This window comes from Arthrobacter sp. U41, assembly GCF_001750145.1.
Classification (GTDB): Bacteria; Actinomycetota; Actinomycetes; order Actinomycetales; family Micrococcaceae; genus Arthrobacter.
In genome coordinates, this window is record NZ_CP015732.1 from 2,396,149 (window position 1) to 2,415,697 (window position 19,549).

17 protein-coding genes and 1 tRNA gene are annotated in these 19,549 nt (G+C 68.3%); all 18 read left to right on the plus strand.

What is annotated here, in order from left to right; all coding sequences use genetic code 11:
- Positions 1-44: 44 nt before the first annotated feature.
- The 18 genes from ASPU41_RS11000 (at position 45) to ASPU41_RS11085 (ending at position 19,430) form a co-directional block, all read left to right on the plus strand.
- The gene (locus ASPU41_RS11000) at positions 45-1,154 is read left to right on the plus strand and encodes a BMP family lipoprotein (protein WP_069950950.1); all 1,110 of its coding nucleotides are present in this window, start codon (positions 45-47) and stop codon (positions 1,152-1,154) included.
- 166 nt (positions 1,155-1,320) lie between these two features.
- Positions 1,321-2,991, plus strand: coding sequence for an ABC transporter ATP-binding protein (locus ASPU41_RS11005; protein WP_069950951.1), 1,671 nt, complete (start codon positions 1,321-1,323; stop codon positions 2,989-2,991).
- The gene (locus ASPU41_RS11010; protein WP_069950952.1) at positions 2,984-4,351 is read left to right on the plus strand and encodes an ABC transporter permease; all 1,368 of its coding nucleotides are present in this window, start codon (positions 2,984-2,986) and stop codon (positions 4,349-4,351) included. The genes ASPU41_RS11005 and ASPU41_RS11010 overlap by 8 nt, the downstream gene beginning before the upstream one ends.
- Entirely contained in the window at positions 4,348-5,685 is a 1,338-nt protein-coding gene (locus ASPU41_RS11015) for an ABC transporter permease (protein WP_069950953.1), read from the plus strand. Before ASPU41_RS11010 ends, ASPU41_RS11015 begins: the two co-directional genes overlap by 4 nt.
- Before the next feature lie 2 nt (positions 5,686-5,687).
- A complete protein-coding gene (locus ASPU41_RS11020; RefSeq protein WP_069950954.1) occupies positions 5,688-6,092 on the plus strand; it encodes a cytidine deaminase in 405 nt (134 codons plus the stop codon).
- On the plus strand, positions 6,089-7,411 hold the full coding sequence (locus tag ASPU41_RS11025; RefSeq protein ID WP_069950955.1) for a thymidine phosphorylase: 1,323 nt from the start codon (positions 6,089-6,091) through the stop codon (positions 7,409-7,411). Before ASPU41_RS11020 ends, ASPU41_RS11025 begins: the two co-directional genes overlap by 4 nt.
- Positions 7,412-7,579: 168 nt before the next feature.
- A complete protein-coding gene (locus ASPU41_RS11030) occupies positions 7,580-8,260 on the plus strand; it encodes a DedA family protein (protein WP_069950956.1) in 681 nt (226 codons plus the stop codon).
- Between the two features lie 66 nt (positions 8,261-8,326).
- On the plus strand, positions 8,327-9,127 hold the full coding sequence (locus ASPU41_RS11035) for a DedA family protein (RefSeq protein ID WP_069950957.1): 801 nt from the start codon (positions 8,327-8,329) through the stop codon (positions 9,125-9,127).
- Between the two features lie 60 nt (positions 9,128-9,187).
- Entirely contained in the window at positions 9,188-10,345 is a 1,158-nt protein-coding gene (locus ASPU41_RS11040; RefSeq protein ID WP_069950958.1) for an adenosine deaminase, read from the plus strand.
- Between the two features lie 64 nt (positions 10,346-10,409).
- Positions 10,410-11,018 carry a MazG nucleotide pyrophosphohydrolase domain-containing protein gene (locus ASPU41_RS11045; RefSeq protein ID WP_083266685.1) on the plus strand — a complete coding sequence of 203 codons (609 nt, stop codon included), beginning with the start codon at positions 10,410-10,412 and terminating at the stop codon, positions 11,016-11,018.
- Positions 11,019-11,174: 156 nt separating this feature from the next.
- Entirely contained in the window at positions 11,175-12,455 is a 1,281-nt protein-coding gene (gene eno, locus ASPU41_RS11050) for a phosphopyruvate hydratase (RefSeq protein ID WP_069950960.1), read from the plus strand.
- 205 nt (positions 12,456-12,660) lie between these two features.
- A complete protein-coding gene (locus ASPU41_RS11055; protein ID WP_069950961.1) occupies positions 12,661-13,368 on the plus strand; it encodes an FtsB family cell division protein in 708 nt (235 codons plus the stop codon).
- A 95-nt stretch (positions 13,369-13,463) separates the two neighbouring features.
- Positions 13,464-14,216, plus strand: coding sequence for a DUF501 domain-containing protein (locus ASPU41_RS11060; protein ID WP_069952636.1), 753 nt, complete (start codon positions 13,464-13,466; stop codon positions 14,214-14,216).
- Entirely contained in the window at positions 14,213-15,160 is a 948-nt protein-coding gene (locus tag ASPU41_RS11065; RefSeq protein WP_069950962.1) for a Ppx/GppA phosphatase family protein, read from the plus strand. The genes ASPU41_RS11060 and ASPU41_RS11065 overlap by 4 nt, the downstream gene beginning before the upstream one ends.
- Positions 15,161-15,335: 175 nt before the next feature.
- Entirely contained in the window at positions 15,336-16,736 is a 1,401-nt protein-coding gene (locus tag ASPU41_RS11070; RefSeq protein WP_069950963.1) for a S8 family serine peptidase, read from the plus strand.
- A 38-nt stretch (positions 16,737-16,774) separates the two neighbouring features.
- Positions 16,775-18,253 (plus strand): NAD(P)/FAD-dependent oxidoreductase, encoded by a 1,479-nt coding sequence (locus ASPU41_RS11075; RefSeq protein ID WP_069950964.1) that lies wholly within the window; start codon positions 16,775-16,777, stop codon positions 18,251-18,253.
- A 123-nt stretch (positions 18,254-18,376) separates the two neighbouring features.
- Positions 18,377-19,336 carry an N-acetyltransferase gene (locus ASPU41_RS11080; RefSeq protein ID WP_069950965.1) on the plus strand — a complete coding sequence of 320 codons (960 nt, stop codon included), beginning with the start codon at positions 18,377-18,379 and terminating at the stop codon, positions 19,334-19,336.
- 20 nt (positions 19,337-19,356) lie between these two features.
- Positions 19,357-19,430 (plus strand) — tRNA-Leu (locus ASPU41_RS11085).
- Positions 19,431-19,549 lie beyond the last annotated feature (119 nt).

The window sequence follows — 19,549 nt, forward strand, 5'->3', positions numbered from 1 at the left end:
ATTGAGCTCCGTCGTAGCGCCTACTCTTTCTTCCTGGAGGAAAATTGAAGAACTCTCTGCGTGCAACCTTCAAGCGCGGTTCAATTGCCGGAGTCGCCACCGCAGGTGCGGCGGCCCTGCTGCTGACCGGCTGCGGGGCCGCCCCGACGGCCAGCAGCACCGCCACCGCGACGGCCAGTGACTACACCGGCTGCATCGTTTCGGACTCGGGTGGATTCGACGACCAGTCCTTCAACCAGTCCTCCTACGAGGGCCTGAAGAAGGCTGAGAAGGACCTGGGCATCAAGGTCAACCAGGCCGAGTCCAAGACCAACAACGACTTCGAGCCCAACCTCCGCGCCATGGTCACCGCCGGCTGCGACCTGACCGTCACGGTCGGGTTCCTGCTCGGCGACGCCACCAAGGCCCAGGCCGAGGCCAACCCGAACAGCCACTTCGCGATCGTCGACTACGGCTACGATCCCGCCGTCGCCAACGTCAAGCCCATCATCTACGACACCGCGCAGGCAGCCTTCCTCGCCGGCTACGCGGCCGCGGGCACCACCAAGACCGGTACCGTCGGCACTTTCGGTGGCATCAAACTCCCCACCGTGACCATCTTCATGGACGGCTTCGTGGACGGCGTGAAGTACTACAACGAGAAAAAGAGCAAGGACGTCAAGGTTCTTGGCTGGGACAAGGCCAAGCAGGACGGTTCCTTCACCGGTGACTTCGAAAAGCAGGACAAGGGCAAGCAGCTGACCCAGAACTTCCTGGACCAGGGCGCCGACATCGTGATGCCTGTCGCCGGACCCGTCGGCAAGGGCGCGGGCGCAGCCCTGAAGGAAGCCAAGGCAGCAGGCAAGGACGTCAAGCTCATCTGGGTTGACTCCGACGGCTTCCTTACGGCACCGGAGTACAAGGACCTGATGCTGACCTCCGTGATGAAGCAGATGGGCGAGGCAGTGGAGAACGTCGTGAAGGAAGACAAGGACGGCAAGTTCAACAACACGCCGTACGTTGGCACCCTCGCGAACGACGGCGTGCAGCTGGCGCCGTTCCACGACATGGACTCCAAGGTTCCCGCCGAGCTCAAGACCGAGCTGGACCAGATCAAGAAGGACATCGCCGACGGCACGCTGAAGGTTGAATCCGCAGCCAGCCCGAAGGTCTAACTCACGCCGCTAAGCGCCACGGCCCGTCCGGTCATCCACCGCACGGGCTGTGGCGCTTTTCGTTGAGCAGCCCGGCTCCGCACCCGGCTGCAGGCACTAGGCTGTTGCTGCAGCCCCATCATCCGTCCGGGCAAGGTCCGCCGGACACTCGAGATTGGTCAGGGTTTTGAAACTTGAACTCAAGGGGATCACCAAACGCTTTGGCTCCCTGGTAGCCAACGATCACATCGACGTGGTTGTTGAACCCGGGCAGATTCACTGTCTGCTCGGCGAAAACGGCGCTGGCAAGTCCACGCTGATGAACGTCCTGTATGGACTGTACGAGCCCACCGAGGGCCAGATCCTCGTCGACGGCAAACCCGTCACCTTCCGCGGTCCGGGGGACGCCATGGCCGCGGGCATCGGCATGGTGCACCAGCACTTCATGCTGGTCCCCGTCTTCACGGTGGCCGAAAACGTCGCGCTGGGAGCGGAAACCACCAAGGCCGGCGGATTCCTGAACCTGGATGACACCCGCCGGAAGATCAAGGAGATCTCGGACCGGTACGGCTTCGACGTCGACCCCGACGCCCTGATCGAGGACCTCCCGGTGGGGGTGCAGCAGCGCGTGGAGATCATCAAGGCCCTCGTCCGCGACGCCAAGGTCCTCATCCTCGACGAGCCCACTGCCGTGCTCACCCCGCAGGACACCGACGAGCTGCTGGACATCATGCGCCAGCTCAAGAGCCACGGCACCTCGATCGTGTTCATTTCGCACAAGCTCCGCGAGGTCAAAGCCGTTTCCGACACCATCACGGTGATCCGGCGCGGCAAGGTGGTCGGCACCGCCGATCCCAGCGCCTCCACGACGGAACTGGCGTCCATGATGGTGGGCCGTGCCGTGAACCTGACCCTGGACAAGGCGCCGGCCCAGCCCCAGGAGACAACTTTCCAGGTCAAGGACCTCACCGTGATCGCGCCCAGCGGCCAGCACGTGGTGGACGGCATCAGCTTCGACATCGCCCGCGGCGAGATCCTCGCCATCGCCGGCGTCCAGGGCAACGGCCAGACGGAACTGACCGAGGCCATCCTGGGTCTCCAGGACCGCGTCCACGGCTCCATCCTGCTCGACGGCGAGGAACTCCTCGGCCGCAGCGTCAAGGATGTCCTCAACGCCGGCGTCGGCTTCGTGCCGGAAGACCGCTCGGTCGACGGCCTGATCGGCACCTTCTCGATCGCCGAAAACCTGATCCTTGACCGGTATGACCAGGCACCGTTCGCCAGGGGCATCAGCATGAGTCCCGCCAAGGTCCTGGAGAACGCCAAGACCCGGATCGACGAGTTCGACGTGCGCACCCCGTCCGGATCGCTGGCCGCCGGCACGCTGTCCGGCGGCAACCAGCAGAAACTCGTGATGGCCCGGGAGCTCTCCCGGCCGCTGCGGCTCTTCATCGCCTCCCAGCCCACCCGCGGCGTGGATGTCGGATCCATCGAGTTCCTGCACAAGCGCATCGTGGCCGAGCGCGACCACGGCACCCCCGTGATGATCGTCTCCACCGAACTGGACGAGGTGATTGAGCTCGCCGACCGGATCGCGGTGCTCTACAAGGGCAAACTGGTCGGGATCGTCCCGGCCGGCACCTCACGGGGGGTCCTGGGCCTGATGATGGCCGGTCTGTCCCCGGAGGACGCCCCCGCCGACGCCCCCGCCGACGCCGCGGGCAGCCGCCCGGCCCGCCGCTCCGCGGAAAACCCCGCTGACCTTCCGCCCGCTGACCTTCCGGCAACGACCCCGGCCCCCGCCGCCCTGCCCGTGCAGGAGCCCCGCTCCGGCGCCGTAGGAGACGACCATGAGTGAGAACAACGAGCCGCACCGCCCGGCTGAACCGGAACCGGGCTCCCCGGCGCCGAAGGAGGACACCGCCCTGGTGACCTCGCTGGACACCGCCGGCGGGGCGATGCGGCCATCGGCGGTGCCCGTCTCGGCCCAGAGCGGGTCCCTCCCCGGCGGCGAGGACTCGGCCTCGGTGCTGCGCAAGATCTTCACTGGCAACGGCATCGTCACCATCCTCGCCGTCGTCCTCGCCCTGATCCTGGGCGGGCTGCTCATTGCCAGCACAGACAAGGCGGTCGCCGCCACCTCCAGCTACCTGTTTGCCCGCCCGACTGACTTCCTTGCCGCCGTCTGGTCGGCCGCGACCAGCTCCTACGTCGCGCTCTTCCAGGGCTCGGTCTTCAACCCGCGGGGGAGCGGAATAGGCGGACAATTCGCCCCGCTGATGGAGACCCTGACCATCGCCACCCCGCTGATCACCGCAGGCCTCGGCGTGGCCCTGGCGTTCCGAGCCGGCCTGTTCAACATCGGCGCCCAGGGCCAGATCATCATGGCCGGCATCCTGGCCGCCTGGGTGGGCTTCGCGCTGGACCTGCCGGCGGGGCTCCACCTGCTGCTGGTCCTGCTCGCGGGAGTCATCGGCGGCGCCGTCTGGGGCGGCCTCGTGGGCGTGCTCAAGGCCAGAACCGGAGCCCATGAGGTCATCGTGACCATCATGTTCAACTACATCGCCCTGTACCTCGTCCGGTACCTGCTCGATTCGCCGGCGTTCCAGCGGCCGGGGGAGGCAACCCCGATCTCCCCGATCCTGGACCCCACGGCCGTGTACCCGCAGATCTTCGGCAGCCAGTACCGGCTGCATCTTGGCTTCCTGCTGGCCATCGCGGCGACAATATTCGTCTCCTGGCTGCTGAACCGCTCGACCGTCGGCTTCGAGTTCCGCGCGGTGGGGGCCAATCCCAAGGCAGCCCTGACCGCCGGCATCAACGTTCCCCGCGCCACGATCCTGGTGATGGCCATCGCCGGGGCCCTGGCCGGACTGTCCGGCGTCGCGCAGGTGGCGGGCACCGAAAAGGTCCTCACCGACGGCGTCGCCGCAACCTACGGTTTTGACGCCATCACCGTCGCGCTGCTGGGGCGTTCGACGCCGTGGGGCACCTTTGCCGCCGGAGTGCTGTTCGGCGCCTTCCGCGCCGGCGCGGTCCAGATGCAGATCCAGACCGGAACCCCGATCGACATCGTGCTGGTGGTCCAGTCGCTCATTGTGCTGTTCATCGCGGCGCCGCCGCTGGTCCGGCTGATTTTCGGACTCAACCCGCGCAAAAAGAAGGCCGCCACCGCCCGCAAGTCCCAGAAGGCAGCCACCACCGGAGGTGCAGCATGAGCACAACGGCAACCTCACCCGTCCCGGGAAAACCTGCCAAGCCGCAGCAGGGACAACCGCAGCCGGCCGGGAACGGCAAGCCTGCGGTGTCCGCCAAGCCCGTCACCTGGAAGCTGCCGGTGACACTGCTGGTGCTGGCCGTTCTGGCGTTCATCTTCTTCGGCCTGCTGGGCCCCCAGAAGACCGCCAGGTTCGGCATCTCCTCCGGCGGGGACTTCTTCCAGCTGCCCGCCATCGAAGTGCCTGCCTACCTCGCCGGAATCGTGCTGACCGTGATCATGCTGGGCCTCGCCGGCTACGCCATGTTCCTGAAGACGAAAAACGTCCGGCCCCCGCGCTGGCTGCCGGTCCTCTTCACGGTCCTTTTTGTGGTCTCCTTCCTGATCTGGGTCGTCGGCGGCGCCCGGACCCCCAGCATCTCGCTGGCCGGCCTCATCGCCGGATCCGTGACCCTCGCCGTGCCGATCGTTTTTGGCTCGCTGTCGGGTGTCCTGTGCGAACGCGCCGGCGTCGTGAACATCGCCATCGAGGGCCAGCTCCTGGGCGGCGCCTTCACGGCGGCGATCGTGGCCAGCCTGACCGACAACCCCTACCTGGGCCTGCTCGCGGCAGCCGTCGCCGGCGCCCTCGTCTCCATGGTGCTGGCGGTCTTCAGCATCAAGTACGTGGTCAACCAGATCATCGTCGGTGTGGTGCTCAATGTCCTGATCTCGGGCCTCACCGGCTTCCTGTTCAGCACCGTGATGCAGGCGGACAAGGAAATGTTCAACTCGCCGGGCCGGCTTCCCATCATCGAAATCCCGGTGCTCTCCAGCATCCCGGTCCTCGGCCCCATCCTCTTCAAGCAGTCCGTGGTGGGCTACCTGATGTACGTGGCCGTGATCGTGGTGTGGATCGGGCTGTTCAAGACGAAGTGGGGCCTCCGGGTCCGCTCCGTCGGCGAGCACCCGCAGGCCGCCGACACGCTGGGCATCAAGGTCAACGCGACCCGTTTCTGGAACGTCACCCTTGGCGGCGCCGTCGCCGGGATCGGCGGATCGTTCTTCACCCTCGTGGCGATCGACAGCTTCACCAAGGAGATCTCCGGCGGCCGCGGCTTCATCGCCCTCGCCGCGATGATCCTGGGCCGCTGGAACCCGATCGGGGCGTTCTTCGCCGCACTGCTGTTCGGCTTCGCCGACAACCTGCAGAGCATCGTGACGATCATCGGCACCCCGGTGCCGAGCCAGTTCATGGCGATGCTGCCCTACCTCGTGACCGTGTTCGCCGTCGCCGGCCTCGTGGGCCGGTCCCGGCCGCCGGCCGCGAGCGGCATACCGTACGTCAAGGGGTGACCATGGACAGCACCGACGTCGACTGGGCCGCCCTCGAGGCCGCCGCGGTCGCCGCCATGAAGAACGCCTATGCGCCGTATTCGAAGTTCGCGGTGGGGGCCGCAGCCCTCACCGCGGACGGCCGGATCGTGAGCGGCTGCAATGTCGAAAACGCCAGCTACGGCCTGACGCTGTGCGCCGAGTGCGCGCTCGTCGGCAATCTGCACATGACCGGCGGCGGCCTGCTGCGCGCCTTCTATTGTGTCGATGCCGGCGGCAACATCCTGATGCCCTGCGGACGCTGCCGGCAGCTGCTGTACGAATTCCGGGCCCCCGACATGGAGCTCATGACCACCCAGGGAATCAGGACCATGGACCAGGTCCTTCCCGACGCCTTTGGCCCCCAACACCTGGAGGAACCCCGGTGACACACACCCCGCACACCAGCGAAGCGTTCGACGCCGTCGACATCATCCGCATCAAGCGGGACAAGGGCGTGCTCAGCCCCGCGCAGATCGACTGGACAATCGACGCGTACACCCGCGGCGCGATCGCCGACGAACAAATGGCCGCCCTGAACATGGCGATCCTGCTCAACGGCATGGACCGGGCCGAGATCTCGCGCTGGACCGCGGCCATGATCGCCTCCGGGGAGCGGATGGACTTCTCCAGCCTCCGCCGCCCCGACGGCACCGTGAAGCCCACGTCCGACAAGCACTCCACCGGCGGTGTGGGGGACAAGATCACCCTGCCGCTGGCACCGCTGGTGGCGGTCTTCGGCGTCGCCGTCCCGCAGCTCTCCGGACGCGGCCTTGGCCACACCGGCGGGACCCTGGACAAGCTCGAATCGATCCCGGGCTGGCGCGCCGCGCTGAGCAACGAGGAAATGCTGGCCCAGCTCCAGGACGTCGGCGCGGTCATCTGCGCCGCCGGCGCCGGACTGGCCCCGGCCGACAAGAAGCTCTACGCCCTGCGGGACGTCACCGGCACGGTCGAGGCCATCCCGCTGATCGCCTCCTCGATCATGAGCAAGAAGATCGCCGAAGGCACCGGTTCGCTGGTGCTGGACGTCAAGGTCGGCAGCGGCGCCTTTATGAAGGACGAGGCACGCGCCCGCGAACTCGCCGAGACCATGGTGGCCCTGGGCAAGGACGCCGGCGTCAACACGGTGGCCCTGCTGACCAATATGAACACACCCCTGGGCCTCACCGCCGGCAACGCGATCGAGGTCGAGGAATCTGTGGAGGTGCTGGCCGGCGGGGGTCCGGAAGACGTCGTCGAACTCACCGTCCGGCTCGCGGAGGAAATGCTGGCCTGCGCCGGCGTCCGCGACGCCGATCCCCGGGCCGCGCTCCGGGACGGCCGGGCCATGGACGTGTGGAACCGCATGATCCGGGCGCAGGGCGGGGACCCGCACGCCAAGCTTCCGGTCGCCAGGGAATCCGAGGTGATCTACGCGCCGGCCGACGGCGTGCTGGTGGAACTCGACGCGATGGCCGTCGGCGTCGCCGCCTGGCGCCTCGGTGCCGGACGGGCCCGCAAGGAGGACCAGGTCCAGGCGGGCGCCGGAGTGCGCATGCACGCCAAGCCCGGCGCCCTGGTCAAGGCCGGCGAGCCGCTTATGACGCTCCTGACGGACACCCCGGAGAAATTCGAGCGGGCGAAAGAGGCCCTCGAGCACGCCGCGGTGATCGCCCCGGAAGGCTCCCGCCCGGCGCAGCAGCTCATCATCGACCGGATCGCGTAGCCGGGCCGAACTAGAGGCCCCCGCACTGCCGTTGCCCTATCACTTGTGGTCCCACCCGTCCGGGTTGACCGCCGCATGTGATAGGGCAAGCGGCTGGGACGGGGCACAGCGGGCGGCCCCACAGTACACTGGCACAACAGCCGTCCTCCCGTTGTTTGTTAGGAAACCGTGCAGGCAATCAACGACTTCATCCTGGCCGCCGCCGGGCAGCCCTGGGTGCTCACCCTCGTGTTCGCATGCTGCGTGATTGACGGCTTCTTCCCGCCCATTCCGAGCGAATCCGTCGTCGTGGGCCTCGCCGCGGTGGCCGCGACCGCCGACGTCCCCAACCCGGTGCTGCTGGCCGCAGTCGCGGCGGGGGGCGCCTTTCTCGGCGACAACATCGCCTACCTGATCGGCCGCGGCACCGGAACGCGGCGCTGGGCATGGATGCGCGGCCCGCGGATGCAGCGGGCCTTCCGCTGGGCGGGCACGGAGCTCCGGAAACGGCCGGCCTCGCTGATCCTCGTCGCGCGGTTCGTGCCGATCGGCAGGGTGGCGGTCAACCTGACGGCCGGCGCCACGCTCTTCCCGCGGCCACGTTTCGTCGGGCTGACGGTTCTTTCCGCCGTGCTGTGGGGGGCCTATTCCGTCGCGATCGGCCTGTTCTTCGGCCAGTGGTTTGAAGAGAACCACCTGCTGGGCATCATCGTCGCGGTTATCTGCGCGATCGGCTTGGGCATCCTGGTGGACCTGATCATCAGCAGGCTCCGCGGGCAGCTTCCCGAAGACGCCGGCAAGCCCGCTCCGTCCGCAGAGCCGTGGAGCGACACGGACCGGAAACGAGAGAATTATCCCGACGGAACATAGCGCAACCCAACCGGCCATGGGACACTGAAGAGCGCTTTTCGTCACTTTCCAAGGAGCAACGCCCGCGTGGAATTTATCAATGAGGCTATACTCCATGCCGCGGGACAATGGTGGATCTACCCGATTCTCACGATCTTCTGCTTCATCGACGGTTTCGTTCCGATCCTGCCGAGTGAAACCCTGATCGTTGCCTTGGGGGCACTGTCCGTCACGTCCGGTGAGCCGAACATGTGGTTCGTTATGGCCGCCGCCGCCCTCGGCGCAATTGCCGGTGACAACATGGCCTATCTGCTGGGCCGCCACGTCGGCGTCGAGCGGTTCCGCTGGATGCGCAAACCCAAGGTCCAGCGCGCCCTGAACTGGGCGCGCTATGAACTCGACAAGCGCGGGGCCATGCTGATCTTCACGGCCCGCTACATCCCGGTGGGACGGGTCGCCGTCAACTGGATCGCCGGCACCACCGCCTACCCGCGCCGCCGCTTCGTCATCCTCGATTTCTTCGCCTCCGTCACCTGGGTTGCCTACTCGGCCGGCGTCGGCATCATTGCCGGCAACTGGGTCCACGAACATCCGCTGCTCGGGGTGGGGATCGCCATCGCTTTCGCCATCGTGCTGGGCATTGTGATCGACCATGCACTGACCTGGCTGCACCGCTGGCGCGACACCCGCGGCGCCGCCGCGGCCGCCAGCCGGGCCGCGTCGCTGGCTGCCGAAGCCAAGGTTGCGCACACCCGGGCCCCGGCCGCCGGCGCACCTGCCCCGTCCGCCAAGCCCGCGCCCCCCGAGACCGGCACCGCGCCCCGTCAGGCCTCCGTCACCTCACCGCTGCCCCCGCAGCTGACAGCAGCGGCCGACGTCGAGGCCTGATACCCGCTTGTCCGGCCGCACCGGCTGGTGTTGCCGGGCCCCCGACCCTAAGGTTGGAACGTGACTGAGATAATTCTTGACGCTGCCCCTGACCTCGACTTCGACCTGAAGGGCCTCCCCAAGGTTTCCCTTCACGACCACCTGGACGGCGGACTCCGTCCGGCCACCATCATTGAACTTGCCGAGGCCGCGGGACACACCCTGCCCTCCACCGACCCCGTCGCCCTGGGGGAGTGGTTCCGCGAATCCGCCGACTCCGGCTCGCTGGTCCGGTACCTTGAGACCTTCGACCACACCATCGCCGTGATGCAGACCAAGGACGGACTCTTCCGCGTCGCCAAGGAATTCGTCGAGGACCTCGCCGACGACGGCGTGATCTACGGCGAAGTACGCTGGGCCCCCGAACAGCACCTCCAGCAGGGCCTGAGCCTGGACGAGGCCGTCGAGGCCGTGCAGGCGGGCCTCGAAGCCGGCGTCGACGCCGTCGCAGAGACCGGCCGCGACATCCAGGTCGGCCAGCTGATCACTGCCATGCGCCATGCCGACCGCGGCCAGGAAATCGCCGAACTGGCGGTCCGCCACCGCAACAACGGCGCCGTCGGCTTCGACATTGCCGGCGCCGAGGACGGGTTCCTGCCGTCCCGCTTCAAGGACGCCTTCACCTACCTGGCCCAGCACAACTTCCCGGCCACCGTCCACGCCGGGGAAGCGGCCGGACTCGAAAGCATCCAGTCCGCCCTGGTCGACGGACGCGCCCTGCGCCTCGGCCACGGCGTCCGGATCGCCGAGGATGTCACCGTTGAATTTGACGATGACGAAGACGCCGACGGGGAGAGCGACGAGTCCAACGACAACATCGGCATGGTCACCCTGGGCGAGCTCGCCAGCTGGGTCCGCGACCGTGGCATCGCCCTGGAGATCTGCCCCTCCTCCAACCTGCAGACCGGCGCCGTCGCAGGCTTCGGCGAGGGAATCGAAAACCACCCGCTGGACATGCTCTACCAGCTCGGCTTCAACGTCACCATCAACACGGACAACCGGCTCATGAGCGGTGTGACCCTCACGGACGAGTTCGAACTGCTGGTCGAGACGTTCGACTACGACCTCGACGACCTGCTCGAGCTGACGCTGAACGCCGCCGAGGCCGCCTTCCTGCCGCTTGAGGAGAAGGAAGCCCTCGTCGAATACATCAACGAGGCTTACGCCGACCTTGGCTAACGAGGACAACCCGGTGGGCGCGCTGGTCGGTGTCATTGCCGAGCTGCGCGCCCACTGCCCCTGGATGGCGGCCCTCACCCACGAATCCCTCGTGGAATACCTCCTCGAGGAGGCCTATGAGGTGGCGGAAACCATCGAGACGGCCGGCGTTGACGCCGAACTGAAGGGCGAGCTGGGCGACGTCCTGCTCCAGGTCGTCCTCCATGCCCGGCTGGCCCAGGAGCGGGGCGCCTTCGACGTCGGCGACGTCGCCCGCGGCCTGTCCGCCAAAATGATCCGGCGCAACCCGCATGTCTTCCGGCCGGACGGCTCGCTGCAGGGGGTCTTTCCGGCGACGGTGGAGGAGATCGTGCAGAAATGGGACGCCGTCAAGCGCTCGGAGCAGGTGCTGCACTCCGGGCTCCCGGACTCCGGCGCCCGGGGCCCGGTCGGAGGCGTTCCCGCCTCCCTTCCGGCGTTGGCCCGGGCCCAAAAACTCCTGGACCGCGCCGAACGCGCTGGCCTTCCGGCGCCGGTTGAACCGGTCGAGATCCCGTCCTCGGAAGAGGATCTGGGGGATATGCTCTTCGCCCTGGCCGCTGCCGCCCGTGCCCGGGGGCTCGACGCCGAACGTGCCCTGCGCGGGGCCAACCGCCGTTTCCAGGACGGCCAGGCCCCGCCGCCGTCCCCGTGATCCACAAAATGACGTCCGGGGACTGGATGGGTTTCTGTAACTTATCCCACTCTCGACTAGGCTGGGTCGCGACGAGGACGTCGGTTTTTCAGCATGATCCCAGCCTGATTTCCCATCAGATTCCCAGCAGATCGCTTCACCCAAAGGAGCCTATCCATGGCGCTTATCGATGCCATCCATGCCCGCGAGATCCTCGATTCCCGTGGCAACCCCACCGTAGAAGTTGAAGTCCTGCTCTCGGACGGCCAGATCGGCCGCGCGGCAGTTCCCTCCGGAGCCTCCACCGGCGAGCACGAGGCCGTTGAACTCCGCGACGGCGACAAGGGCCGTTACCTCGGCAAGGGCGTCCAGAAGGCCGTCGACGCCGTCATCGACCAGATCGCCCCGGCGCTGATCGGTTTTGACGCCACGGACCAGCGCAGCATCGACCAGTCGATGATCGACCTGGACGGCACCGCGAACAAGAGCAAGCTCGGCGCCAACGCCATCCTCGGTGTTTCCCTGGCCGTCGCCAACGCAGCCGCCGCGTCCGCGGACCTGCCGCTCTACAAGTACCTCGGCGGACCGAACGCCCACGTCCTGCCCGTGCCGCTGATGAACATCCTCAACGGCGGCTCGCACGCCGACTCCGACGTCGACATCCAGGAATTCATGGTTGTCCCGCTGGGTGCCGAGACCTTCTCCGAAGGCCTTCGCTGGGGCGTCGAGGTCTACCACGCGCTGAAGGCAGTCCTGCAGGCCAAGGGCCTGTCCACCGGCCTCGGCGACGAAGGCGGCTTCGCGCCGAACCTGCCCTCCAACCGCGCAGCCCTGGACCTCATCCAGGAAGCCATCCGGAACGCCGGCTACACCCCGGGCAAGGACATCGCCCTCGCCCTGGACGTTGCCTCCTCCGAGTTCTTCAAGGACGGCGCCTACCAGTTCGAAGGCAAGTCCCTCAGCTCTTCCGAGATGAGCGACTACTACGCCGAGCTCGTCGCCGATTACCCGCTGGTGTCCATCGAAGACCCGCTGGACGAAAACGACTGGGACGGCTGGAAGACCCTCACCGACGCCATCGGCGACAAGGTCCAGATCGTTGGTGACGACCTGTTCGTCACCAACCCGGAGCGTCTGCAGACCGGCATCGATTCGCGGACCGCCAACTCGCTGCTCGTGAAGGTCAACCAGATCGGTTCGCTGACCGAAACCCTGGATGCCGTCTCCCTCGCCCAGCGCGCGGGTTACACCACCATCACCTCGCACCGCTCCGGCGAGACCGAGGACACCACGATCGCTGACATCGCCGTTGCCACCAACGCGGGCCAGATCAAGACCGGTGCCCCGGCCCGTTCCGAGCGGGTTGCCAAGTACAACCAGCTGCTGCGCATCGAAGAGGAACTCGACGACGCCGCACGCTACGCCGGCCGGAGCGCTTTCCCGCGTTTCAAGGGCTAGTAACCGCAGGAACCGCGAACCGGTGGCTATGGTTGAAAGACCATGGCCACCGGTTCCTTTTTGGCACCCTGCCTTGAGGCGCCGCCCTCGTGGCACCGTCCCGCCGGCACCGCACAGCTCCGTGCCGGTGCCCGGCCCAGGCCACGGGGATCAGCACTGAACGCAGCAAGCCAGCCGGGTGCGAACCCGGCATTACAGGAGTGACATGGCTACCCGCCGACCCAAGGTTCCCCGGGCCACGCCTGCGGCCCCGAAGTCTCCGGACACCGGCGACGGCGGCGACGTCATCCAGGCTGATTTCGGCACTTCCCGTGAGACCCAGTCCAGCGCCGCCGGCAAGGCCGCCCCGGGCTCCCGGGCTCCGGGCACGGCGGCCGCAACTCCACCGGGCGCCGCCCGGCCGGCCGCACCGAAACCGGGCGCAGCCGCCAAAGCGGGCACGGCCAAAGCGGGCGCAGCCAAACCGTCCAAGGGCGGGACGGCGCAGGCCGAGGAGAACGGGGGCGGGGAGAACCTCGACCCGGTTCCCGCCAAGGCATTCTCCGGCCGCATGCTGGCACTGTTCGTGGTCATGATTGCCATCACCATCATGCTGGCGCCCACGGTGAAGATCTTCTTCGAAAAGCGTGCCGAAATCGCCGCGCTCCAGGCGGACATCTCGGCCAAACAGTCCCAGCAGAACGACCTCAAACGCCAGGTCTCCCGCTGGCAGGATCCGAACTACGTGAAGCAACAGGCCCGCGACCGCATTAACATGGTTATGCCCGGAGAGACGGGCTACTGGGTCTTCGGCAGCGACCTGCCTGCCGGAACCTCCAGTGGCGCGGCCGGTGCAGGATCAGCACAAGACCCGGCCGAGCTGCCGTGGGTGGACTCCCTCTGGGACTCCATCCGCCGCTCGGCAACAGACTAAGACGCGGCGCCCGCCGCAGGATTGTCCGCCGGACAAGCCAGACAGGGCAGGAAGGTGCCGCGCCCGTGGACGAGAACCGAGTGGACGAGAAACTGATGGCAGCTGACCCGGCAACCCCGGAGACGGCCAGCTCACCGGAGCAATCCCGCCGGCCCTCGCCCCGCGACCTCGATGTCCTGAGCCGGCAACTGGGACGCCCGGTGCGCGACGTCGTCGAAATCCCCGCCCGCTGCGTCTGCGGCAACCCGCTGGTGGCGGCCACCTCCCCGCGGCTGAGCAACGGCACACCCTTCCCCACGACCTTCTACCTGACGCATCCGGTCATCACCGCGGCGGTGTCGCGCCTCGAAGCGGGAGGCCTGATGAACGAGATGAACGACCGGCTCGGGGCAGACCCGGCTTTGGCGGCGGACTACCGCGCCGCCCACGAGGCCTACCTGGCCTCCCGCGTGGAAATCGGGGCCAGGTCCGGGATCGGAGCAGTGCCCGAGATTGACGGCATCTCCGCCGGCGGCATGCCCACCCGCGTCAAATGCCTGCACGTCCTGGTGGGCCATTCCCTCGCCGCCGGACCGGGCGTGAACCCGCTCGGCGACGAGGCCATCGCAGCCATCGGCGAATGGTGGACCACAGACCGCTGCTACTGCGGCGGGGCCTGGGACACCGGCGGCGAGACCCCCTCACAGGACCTCAGCCGGCACGGTCCGCAGGGGCTGCCGGAGATCGTGGGCCGCCCTGCTCCGGTCCGGAAGGCGCGCGCCGAAGACCCGGGCCACGCGCCCGCCGCCGGAACCGAACCCGCTGGAACGGAACCTGCTGGAACCGATCCCGACGGGGCCGGCCAGTGACCCGCGTGGCCGCCGTCGACTGCGGCACCAACTCGATCCGGCTGCTCATCGCCGACGTGGACACGGACGGCGCGGCTCCCCGGCTGTCCGACATCGTGCGCGAAATGCGCGTGGTCCGGCTCGGCCAGGGTGTGGACGCCACCGGCGAACTCGCCCAGGAGGCGCTGGAGCGGACCTTCGCGGCCGCCGCGGACTACGCCGATCAGATCCGCCGGCACGGGGCCACCAAACTGCGCTTCGTCGCGACCTCCGCCACCCGGGACGCCGCCAACCGGCAGGTCTTCGTCGACGGCATCCGCGAGCTCCTCGGCGTCGAACCCGAGGTCATCACCGGTGACGAGGAGGCCGCGCTCTCCTTCGCCGGCGCCAGCAGCGTGCTGCCCTCCCGCGGGCAGGCGCCGGTCCTCGTGGTCGACCTCGGCGGCGGCAGCACCGAGTTCGTCCTCGGCAGCGCCGACGGCGTCATCGCCGCCAGGAGCGTCGACATCGGCTGTGTCCGGATGACCGAACGCCACCTGCGCAGCGACCCGCCGACGCCGGAACAGATCTCCGCCGCGGAGGCGGACGTTGACGCGGCCATCGATGAGGCGGCCCGGACCGTACCGCTGGACCGCAGCGCCGCCGTCGTCGGGGTGGCCGGATCCATCACCACCATCACGGCCCACGCGCTCCGGTTGCCGGAGTACTCCGCGGCGGCGATCCACGGCACCGAACTGCCGCTCGAGGCCGTGCGCCGGGCCTGTACAGAGCTGCTGGCGATGTCCCACGCGGAACGGGCCGCCCTGCCCTACATGCACCCTGGCCGGGTGGATGTGATCGGGGCGGGCGCCCTCGTCTGGCGGCGCGTCCTGGAACGGCTGGCCGGGGCCACCGACGGCAGGGTTACGACGGCCGTCACCAGCGAACACGATATTCTTGACGGAATTGCCTTGAGTATCAGCTAGGCCGCAGGCCGGCCGGGCGCTGTGGCCGGCCTGGCCGGGGGACGGCCGTCCCGCCGTCGCCGGCGCCCGTTTCCCGAAATCCCCGCCCGGAGCCCTCCCTGCGTTCCGCAGCGCTACCGTATCCGCAGCACGCCCCGTTTCCGCAGCACCCTGGTGCCCCGCTGATTGGACCCGAATGACCAGAGCAACAGCCCGGCGCCGCCGGACCGCCTCCGCGTTGATGGCCCTGGCCCTTGCCGGCGGCACCCTGACTGCCTCCTTGACCGCCGCCCCGGCCGCGCACGCCGACGCCTGGCGCGACAAGGAGTTCTGGCTCGCCGAATCCGGTATCACCAAGGCCTGGGAAGTGTCCAGGGGCGCCAACGTCAAGGTTGCCGTGATCGACAGCGGCGTCGACGGCAAGCATCCCGACCTGGCCGGAGTGCTGGCGGGCGGCGTTGACGTCTCCGGCGCCGGGAGCCCGGACGGCCAGAAGAGCATCGGCGCGAAGCCCGAGCACGGAACCCTCGTCGCCACCATGCTGGCAGGCCGCGGCCACCAGCCGCCCGATTCGACGGCCACGCCCAGCCCCGGCGCCGGCCCGTCCGCCGGCCCGTCCGTTGGGCCCGACGGGATCGTCGGTGTGGCACCCGAGGCGCAGCTGCTGTCCGTCTCCACCTGGCTCGGATCGGCAAACCCCGGCGGCAAGACTGACCTGCAGCAGATTCCCCAGGCCGTCCGCTGGGCCGTGGACAACGGAGCCCGCGTCATCAACATCTCACTCGGCAGCACCTCGCCGGAATGGCCGCAGAGCTGGGACGCTGCCTTCCTCTACGCGGAGCAGAAGGACGTGGTGATTGTCGCCGCCGCGGGCAACCGGGGGGGCGGCAACATCCAGGTCGGCGCCCCGGCCACCATCCCCGGCGTGCTGACCGTCGCGGGGCTGGACCGCAAGGGAACCGCCAGCATCGATTCTTCATCCCAGGGGATCAGCATCGGCGTCGCGGCCCCGGCGGAAAACCTGATCGGGGGAATGCCCGGCGGCGGCTACGCGGAATGGGCCGGCACCTCGGGCGCCACCCCGATCGTGGCCGGCGTGGCGGCCCTGATCCGTTCCAAATGGCCGGAGATGACGGCCAGCCAGGTCATCAACAGAATCGTGAGCACCGCCAAAGACGCCGGCGCTCCCGGGAAGGACCCGCTGTACGGGTTCGGGATCCTCGACGCCGAGGCCGCGCTCAAGGCCGACGTGGCGGAAACCCGCACCAATCCGCTGGGCTCGATCTCAGACTGGATCCGGGTCCACCGGCGGGGCAGCCTGGCCACACCGCCCGCCGCCTCCGCAGCAGTCCCCTCCAGCGCGGCGCCCACCCTCCCGGAGGCCACCGTCCCGGTTGCGGAGCCCCCGTCCGAACTCGACAGCGCCGTGCCGGCCCTGGTGGTCCTGGGCTTCGGCGGACTGTTCCTGTGCATTGTGGCAGCCGCAGTCTTCCAGCTCCGCCGTGCGGCCGGGACCGGCCCCGCGGAACGCCCGGACGGCCCCGGAGACCCGGACACCGGAGTGCTCGATTCGGTGGATTCCACCGGGAAACCGTAGTTAGTGAAGTTTTTCACAAACTACGGTATTCTTGGGGAATGGCATCCTCCCCTCAGCTCCAGGACCGTCCCAGGGTACTCGTCGTCGGCGGCGGGTACGTCGGCCTGTACGTAGCCCTCAAACTGCAGAAGAAGATCGCGAATGCCGGTGGCATCGTCACCGTCGTGGATCCCCTGCCCTACATGACCTACCAGCCCTTCCTCCCCGAGGTCGCCGGCGGCAACATCGAGGCCCGCCACGCGGTCGTCTCGCACCGCCAGCACCTCAAGCAGACCGAGCTCATCCAGGGCCGCGTCACCTCTATCGACCACGCAAATCGCACCGCCGTGGTGGCCCCGGCTGACGGCGGCGACCACTTTGAGGTTCCCTACTTCGACGTCGTCGTGGCCGCAGGCGCGATCACCCGGACCTTCCCGATCAAGGGACTCGCGGACAAGGGCATCGGACTCAAGACGATCGAGGAGGCCGTCGCCCTGCGCAACAAGGTCCTCGACCGGATCGAAGCTGGTTCCCTCATGACGGATCCGGCCGAACGCGCCCGCGCCCTGACCTTCGTTGTGGTCGGCGGCGGCTTCGCCGGCATCGAGTGCATCACCGAAATGGAAGACCTCGCCCGCGCCGCGGTCAGGAACAACCCGCGCATCAAGCAGGAGGAAGTCCGCTTCGTCCTGGTTGAGGCCATGGGACGCATCATGCCCGAGGTCACCGCCAGCCAGGCCGAGTGGGTCGTCGAGCACCTGCGCAGCCGCGGCATCGAGGTCCTCCTCAACACCTCGCTGGACAGCGCCGAGGGCTCCCTGAAGCTCATCAACCTCCCGGACAAGTCCGCCGCCCAGGAGTTCCGGGCCGACACCCTGGTCTGGACTGCCGGCGTGCAGGCCAACCCGATGGTCCGCTCCACCGATTTCCCGCTCGAACCGCGCGGCCGCGTCCGCGTCCTGGCCGACCTGCGCATCGCCGGTGACGAAGGCATCATCGAGAACGCCTGGTCTGCCGGCGACGTTGCGGCTGTGCCGGACCTCACGGGCAGCGGCCTGCCGGACGGCACCTGCGTCCCGAATGCCCAGCATGCGCTGCGCCAGGCCAAGCGGCTCGCCAAGAACCTGTGGGCCTCCCGCTGGGACAAGCCGCTCAAGGATTACAAGCACAAGAACCTGGGCGCCGTCGCCGGCTTCGGCGAGTGGAAAGGTGTTGCCAACATCAGCCTGGTGGGCCGCATCGGCCTCAAGGGCCCGCTGGCCTGGCTGGCGCACCGTGGCTACCACGGCTTGGCCATGCCGACCGTGGAGCGCAAGATCCGGGTCATTTTCGGCTGGATCCTGGCCTTCTTCATGGGCCGCGACACCACGCAGCTGGTCGACCTGGACAACCCGCGCGGCGCCTTCGTTGCCGCCGCAACGCCGGCACCCAAGCCGGCCGCAGCGTCCGCGCCTGCCGCCGCTCCCGCGGCCGGGAAGCCGGCAGCAGAGGCCAGCAAGGCAGCAAGCAAGGAATCAGTCTCGGCTGACTCCAAATAGCTCGGCAGCAGCATTCGACGGCGGCCGTTCCCCTGCGGGGGAGCGGCCGCCGTCGCCGTTAAACGGCAGTCCGGCGCCGGCCGCCTGACCGGGCGCGGCCGGCGCCGAGCCTAGACTGGCACGATGACCGCTGAAAAGGACCTCCACACCCTGCTGGCCACCATGCACCCGGAAACCCGCGAGGGCGAGTTCGTCTATGTCCTGTGGCCGCACGGCCGGCCCCTCGCCGGGACCATCGCTGCCGCCGTCCGCGAAGCCGAGGGCCTCGCCGTCGTGCTGCCGCGGGCCGAAGCCGACAGCCTCGGACTGGGCTACGACTTCGTCGGCGCCTGGATCACCCTCAAGGTGCACTCACCGCTCGAAGCCATGGGCCTGACCGCCGCGGTCAGTGCCGCCCTGGCCGAGGCCAAAATCAGCTGCAACGTCCTCGCCGGCTTCCACCATGACCACCTCCTGGTCCCCGTGGCGGACGCTGACCGGGCGCTCGAGGTGCTGCACGAACTGGTCGAAGCACACGGGGAACACAAACCCGCGCCGGAGCTCGTGCTGCGCAGCGAACAGCCGGCGGACCGGCCGGCCATCCTCGCCCTCACCGCCGCGGCCTTTGCCGTCTCCCCGGCCACCGGGCTGCCCGTCGAAGGCGAGCCCGAGGAAGTCCGGCTCATGGCTGCGCTCTTCGACTGCGAGGACTACCTGCCGGAATTCAGCATCGCCGCGGAGCTCGACGGCGAGATCGTCGGGCACGTGATCAGCACCCGCGGCCGGGTGGGGGAGCTGGAGCTCCTGGGCCTCGGCCCCATCGGCGTGGTGCCGCGCCTGCAGCGGCACGGCATCGGCAGCGCGCTGATGAAGGAAACGATTGCCCGGGCCAACGCCGCGGGGGAGCGCGGCATCGCGCTGCTGGGGGACCCGGAGTACTACTCCCGGTTCGGCTTCGTGACGTCCACGTCCCTCGGCGTCGAGGCCCCCGACCCGGCCTGGGGTGTGAACTTCCAGCTGCTTCCACTCGCCGTCTGGCCGGGCGGCGTGAGCGGAACATTCCACTACGCCAAGCCGTTTGACAGCGCCCAGTCCGCGGCCTGACGGGATACCATGGACCGGGCGCCCCAGTAGCCCAATTGGCAGAGGCAGCGGACTTAAAATCCGCGTGTTGTGGGTTCGAGTCCCACCTGGGGCACACCTCCTGGCGCCCGTCCGTGAATAGGGCAGATTTCCTCTATGCAACGAGTGTTATAAGGATGTGACCGTAGTCACTTTGGATCGGGCCGTTATTGCACTAGCTTGAAGGGTAAATCA

What these genes read in the sequence shown, in the direction of transcription:
- ASPU41_RS11010 (WP_069950952.1), top strand. Translation starts at nt 2,984, where the DNA reads ATGAGTGAGAACAACGAGCCGCACCGCCCGGCTGAACCGGAACCGGGC.
- ASPU41_RS11015 (WP_069950953.1), top strand. Translation starts at nt 4,348, where the DNA reads ATGAGCACAACGGCAACCTCACCCGTCCCGGGAAAACCTGCCAAGCCG.
- ASPU41_RS11020 (WP_069950954.1), top strand. Translation starts at nt 5,688, where the DNA reads ATGGACAGCACCGACGTCGACTGGGCCGCCCTCGAGGCCGCCGCGGTC.
- ASPU41_RS11045 (WP_083266685.1), top strand. Translation starts at nt 10,410, where the DNA reads ATGGCGGCCCTCACCCACGAATCCCTCGTGGAATACCTCCTCGAGGAG.
- eno (WP_069950960.1), top strand. Translation starts at nt 11,175, where the DNA reads ATGGCGCTTATCGATGCCATCCATGCCCGCGAGATCCTCGATTCCCGT.
- ASPU41_RS11055 (WP_069950961.1), top strand. Translation starts at nt 12,661, where the DNA reads ATGGCTACCCGCCGACCCAAGGTTCCCCGGGCCACGCCTGCGGCCCCG.
- ASPU41_RS11060 (WP_069952636.1), top strand. Translation starts at nt 13,464, where the DNA reads ATGGCAGCTGACCCGGCAACCCCGGAGACGGCCAGCTCACCGGAGCAA.
- ASPU41_RS11070 (WP_069950963.1), top strand. Translation starts at nt 15,336, where the DNA reads ATGACCAGAGCAACAGCCCGGCGCCGCCGGACCGCCTCCGCGTTGATG.
- ASPU41_RS11075 (WP_069950964.1), top strand. Translation starts at nt 16,775, where the DNA reads ATGGCATCCTCCCCTCAGCTCCAGGACCGTCCCAGGGTACTCGTCGTC.
- ASPU41_RS11080 (WP_069950965.1), top strand. Translation starts at nt 18,377, where the DNA reads ATGACCGCTGAAAAGGACCTCCACACCCTGCTGGCCACCATGCACCCG.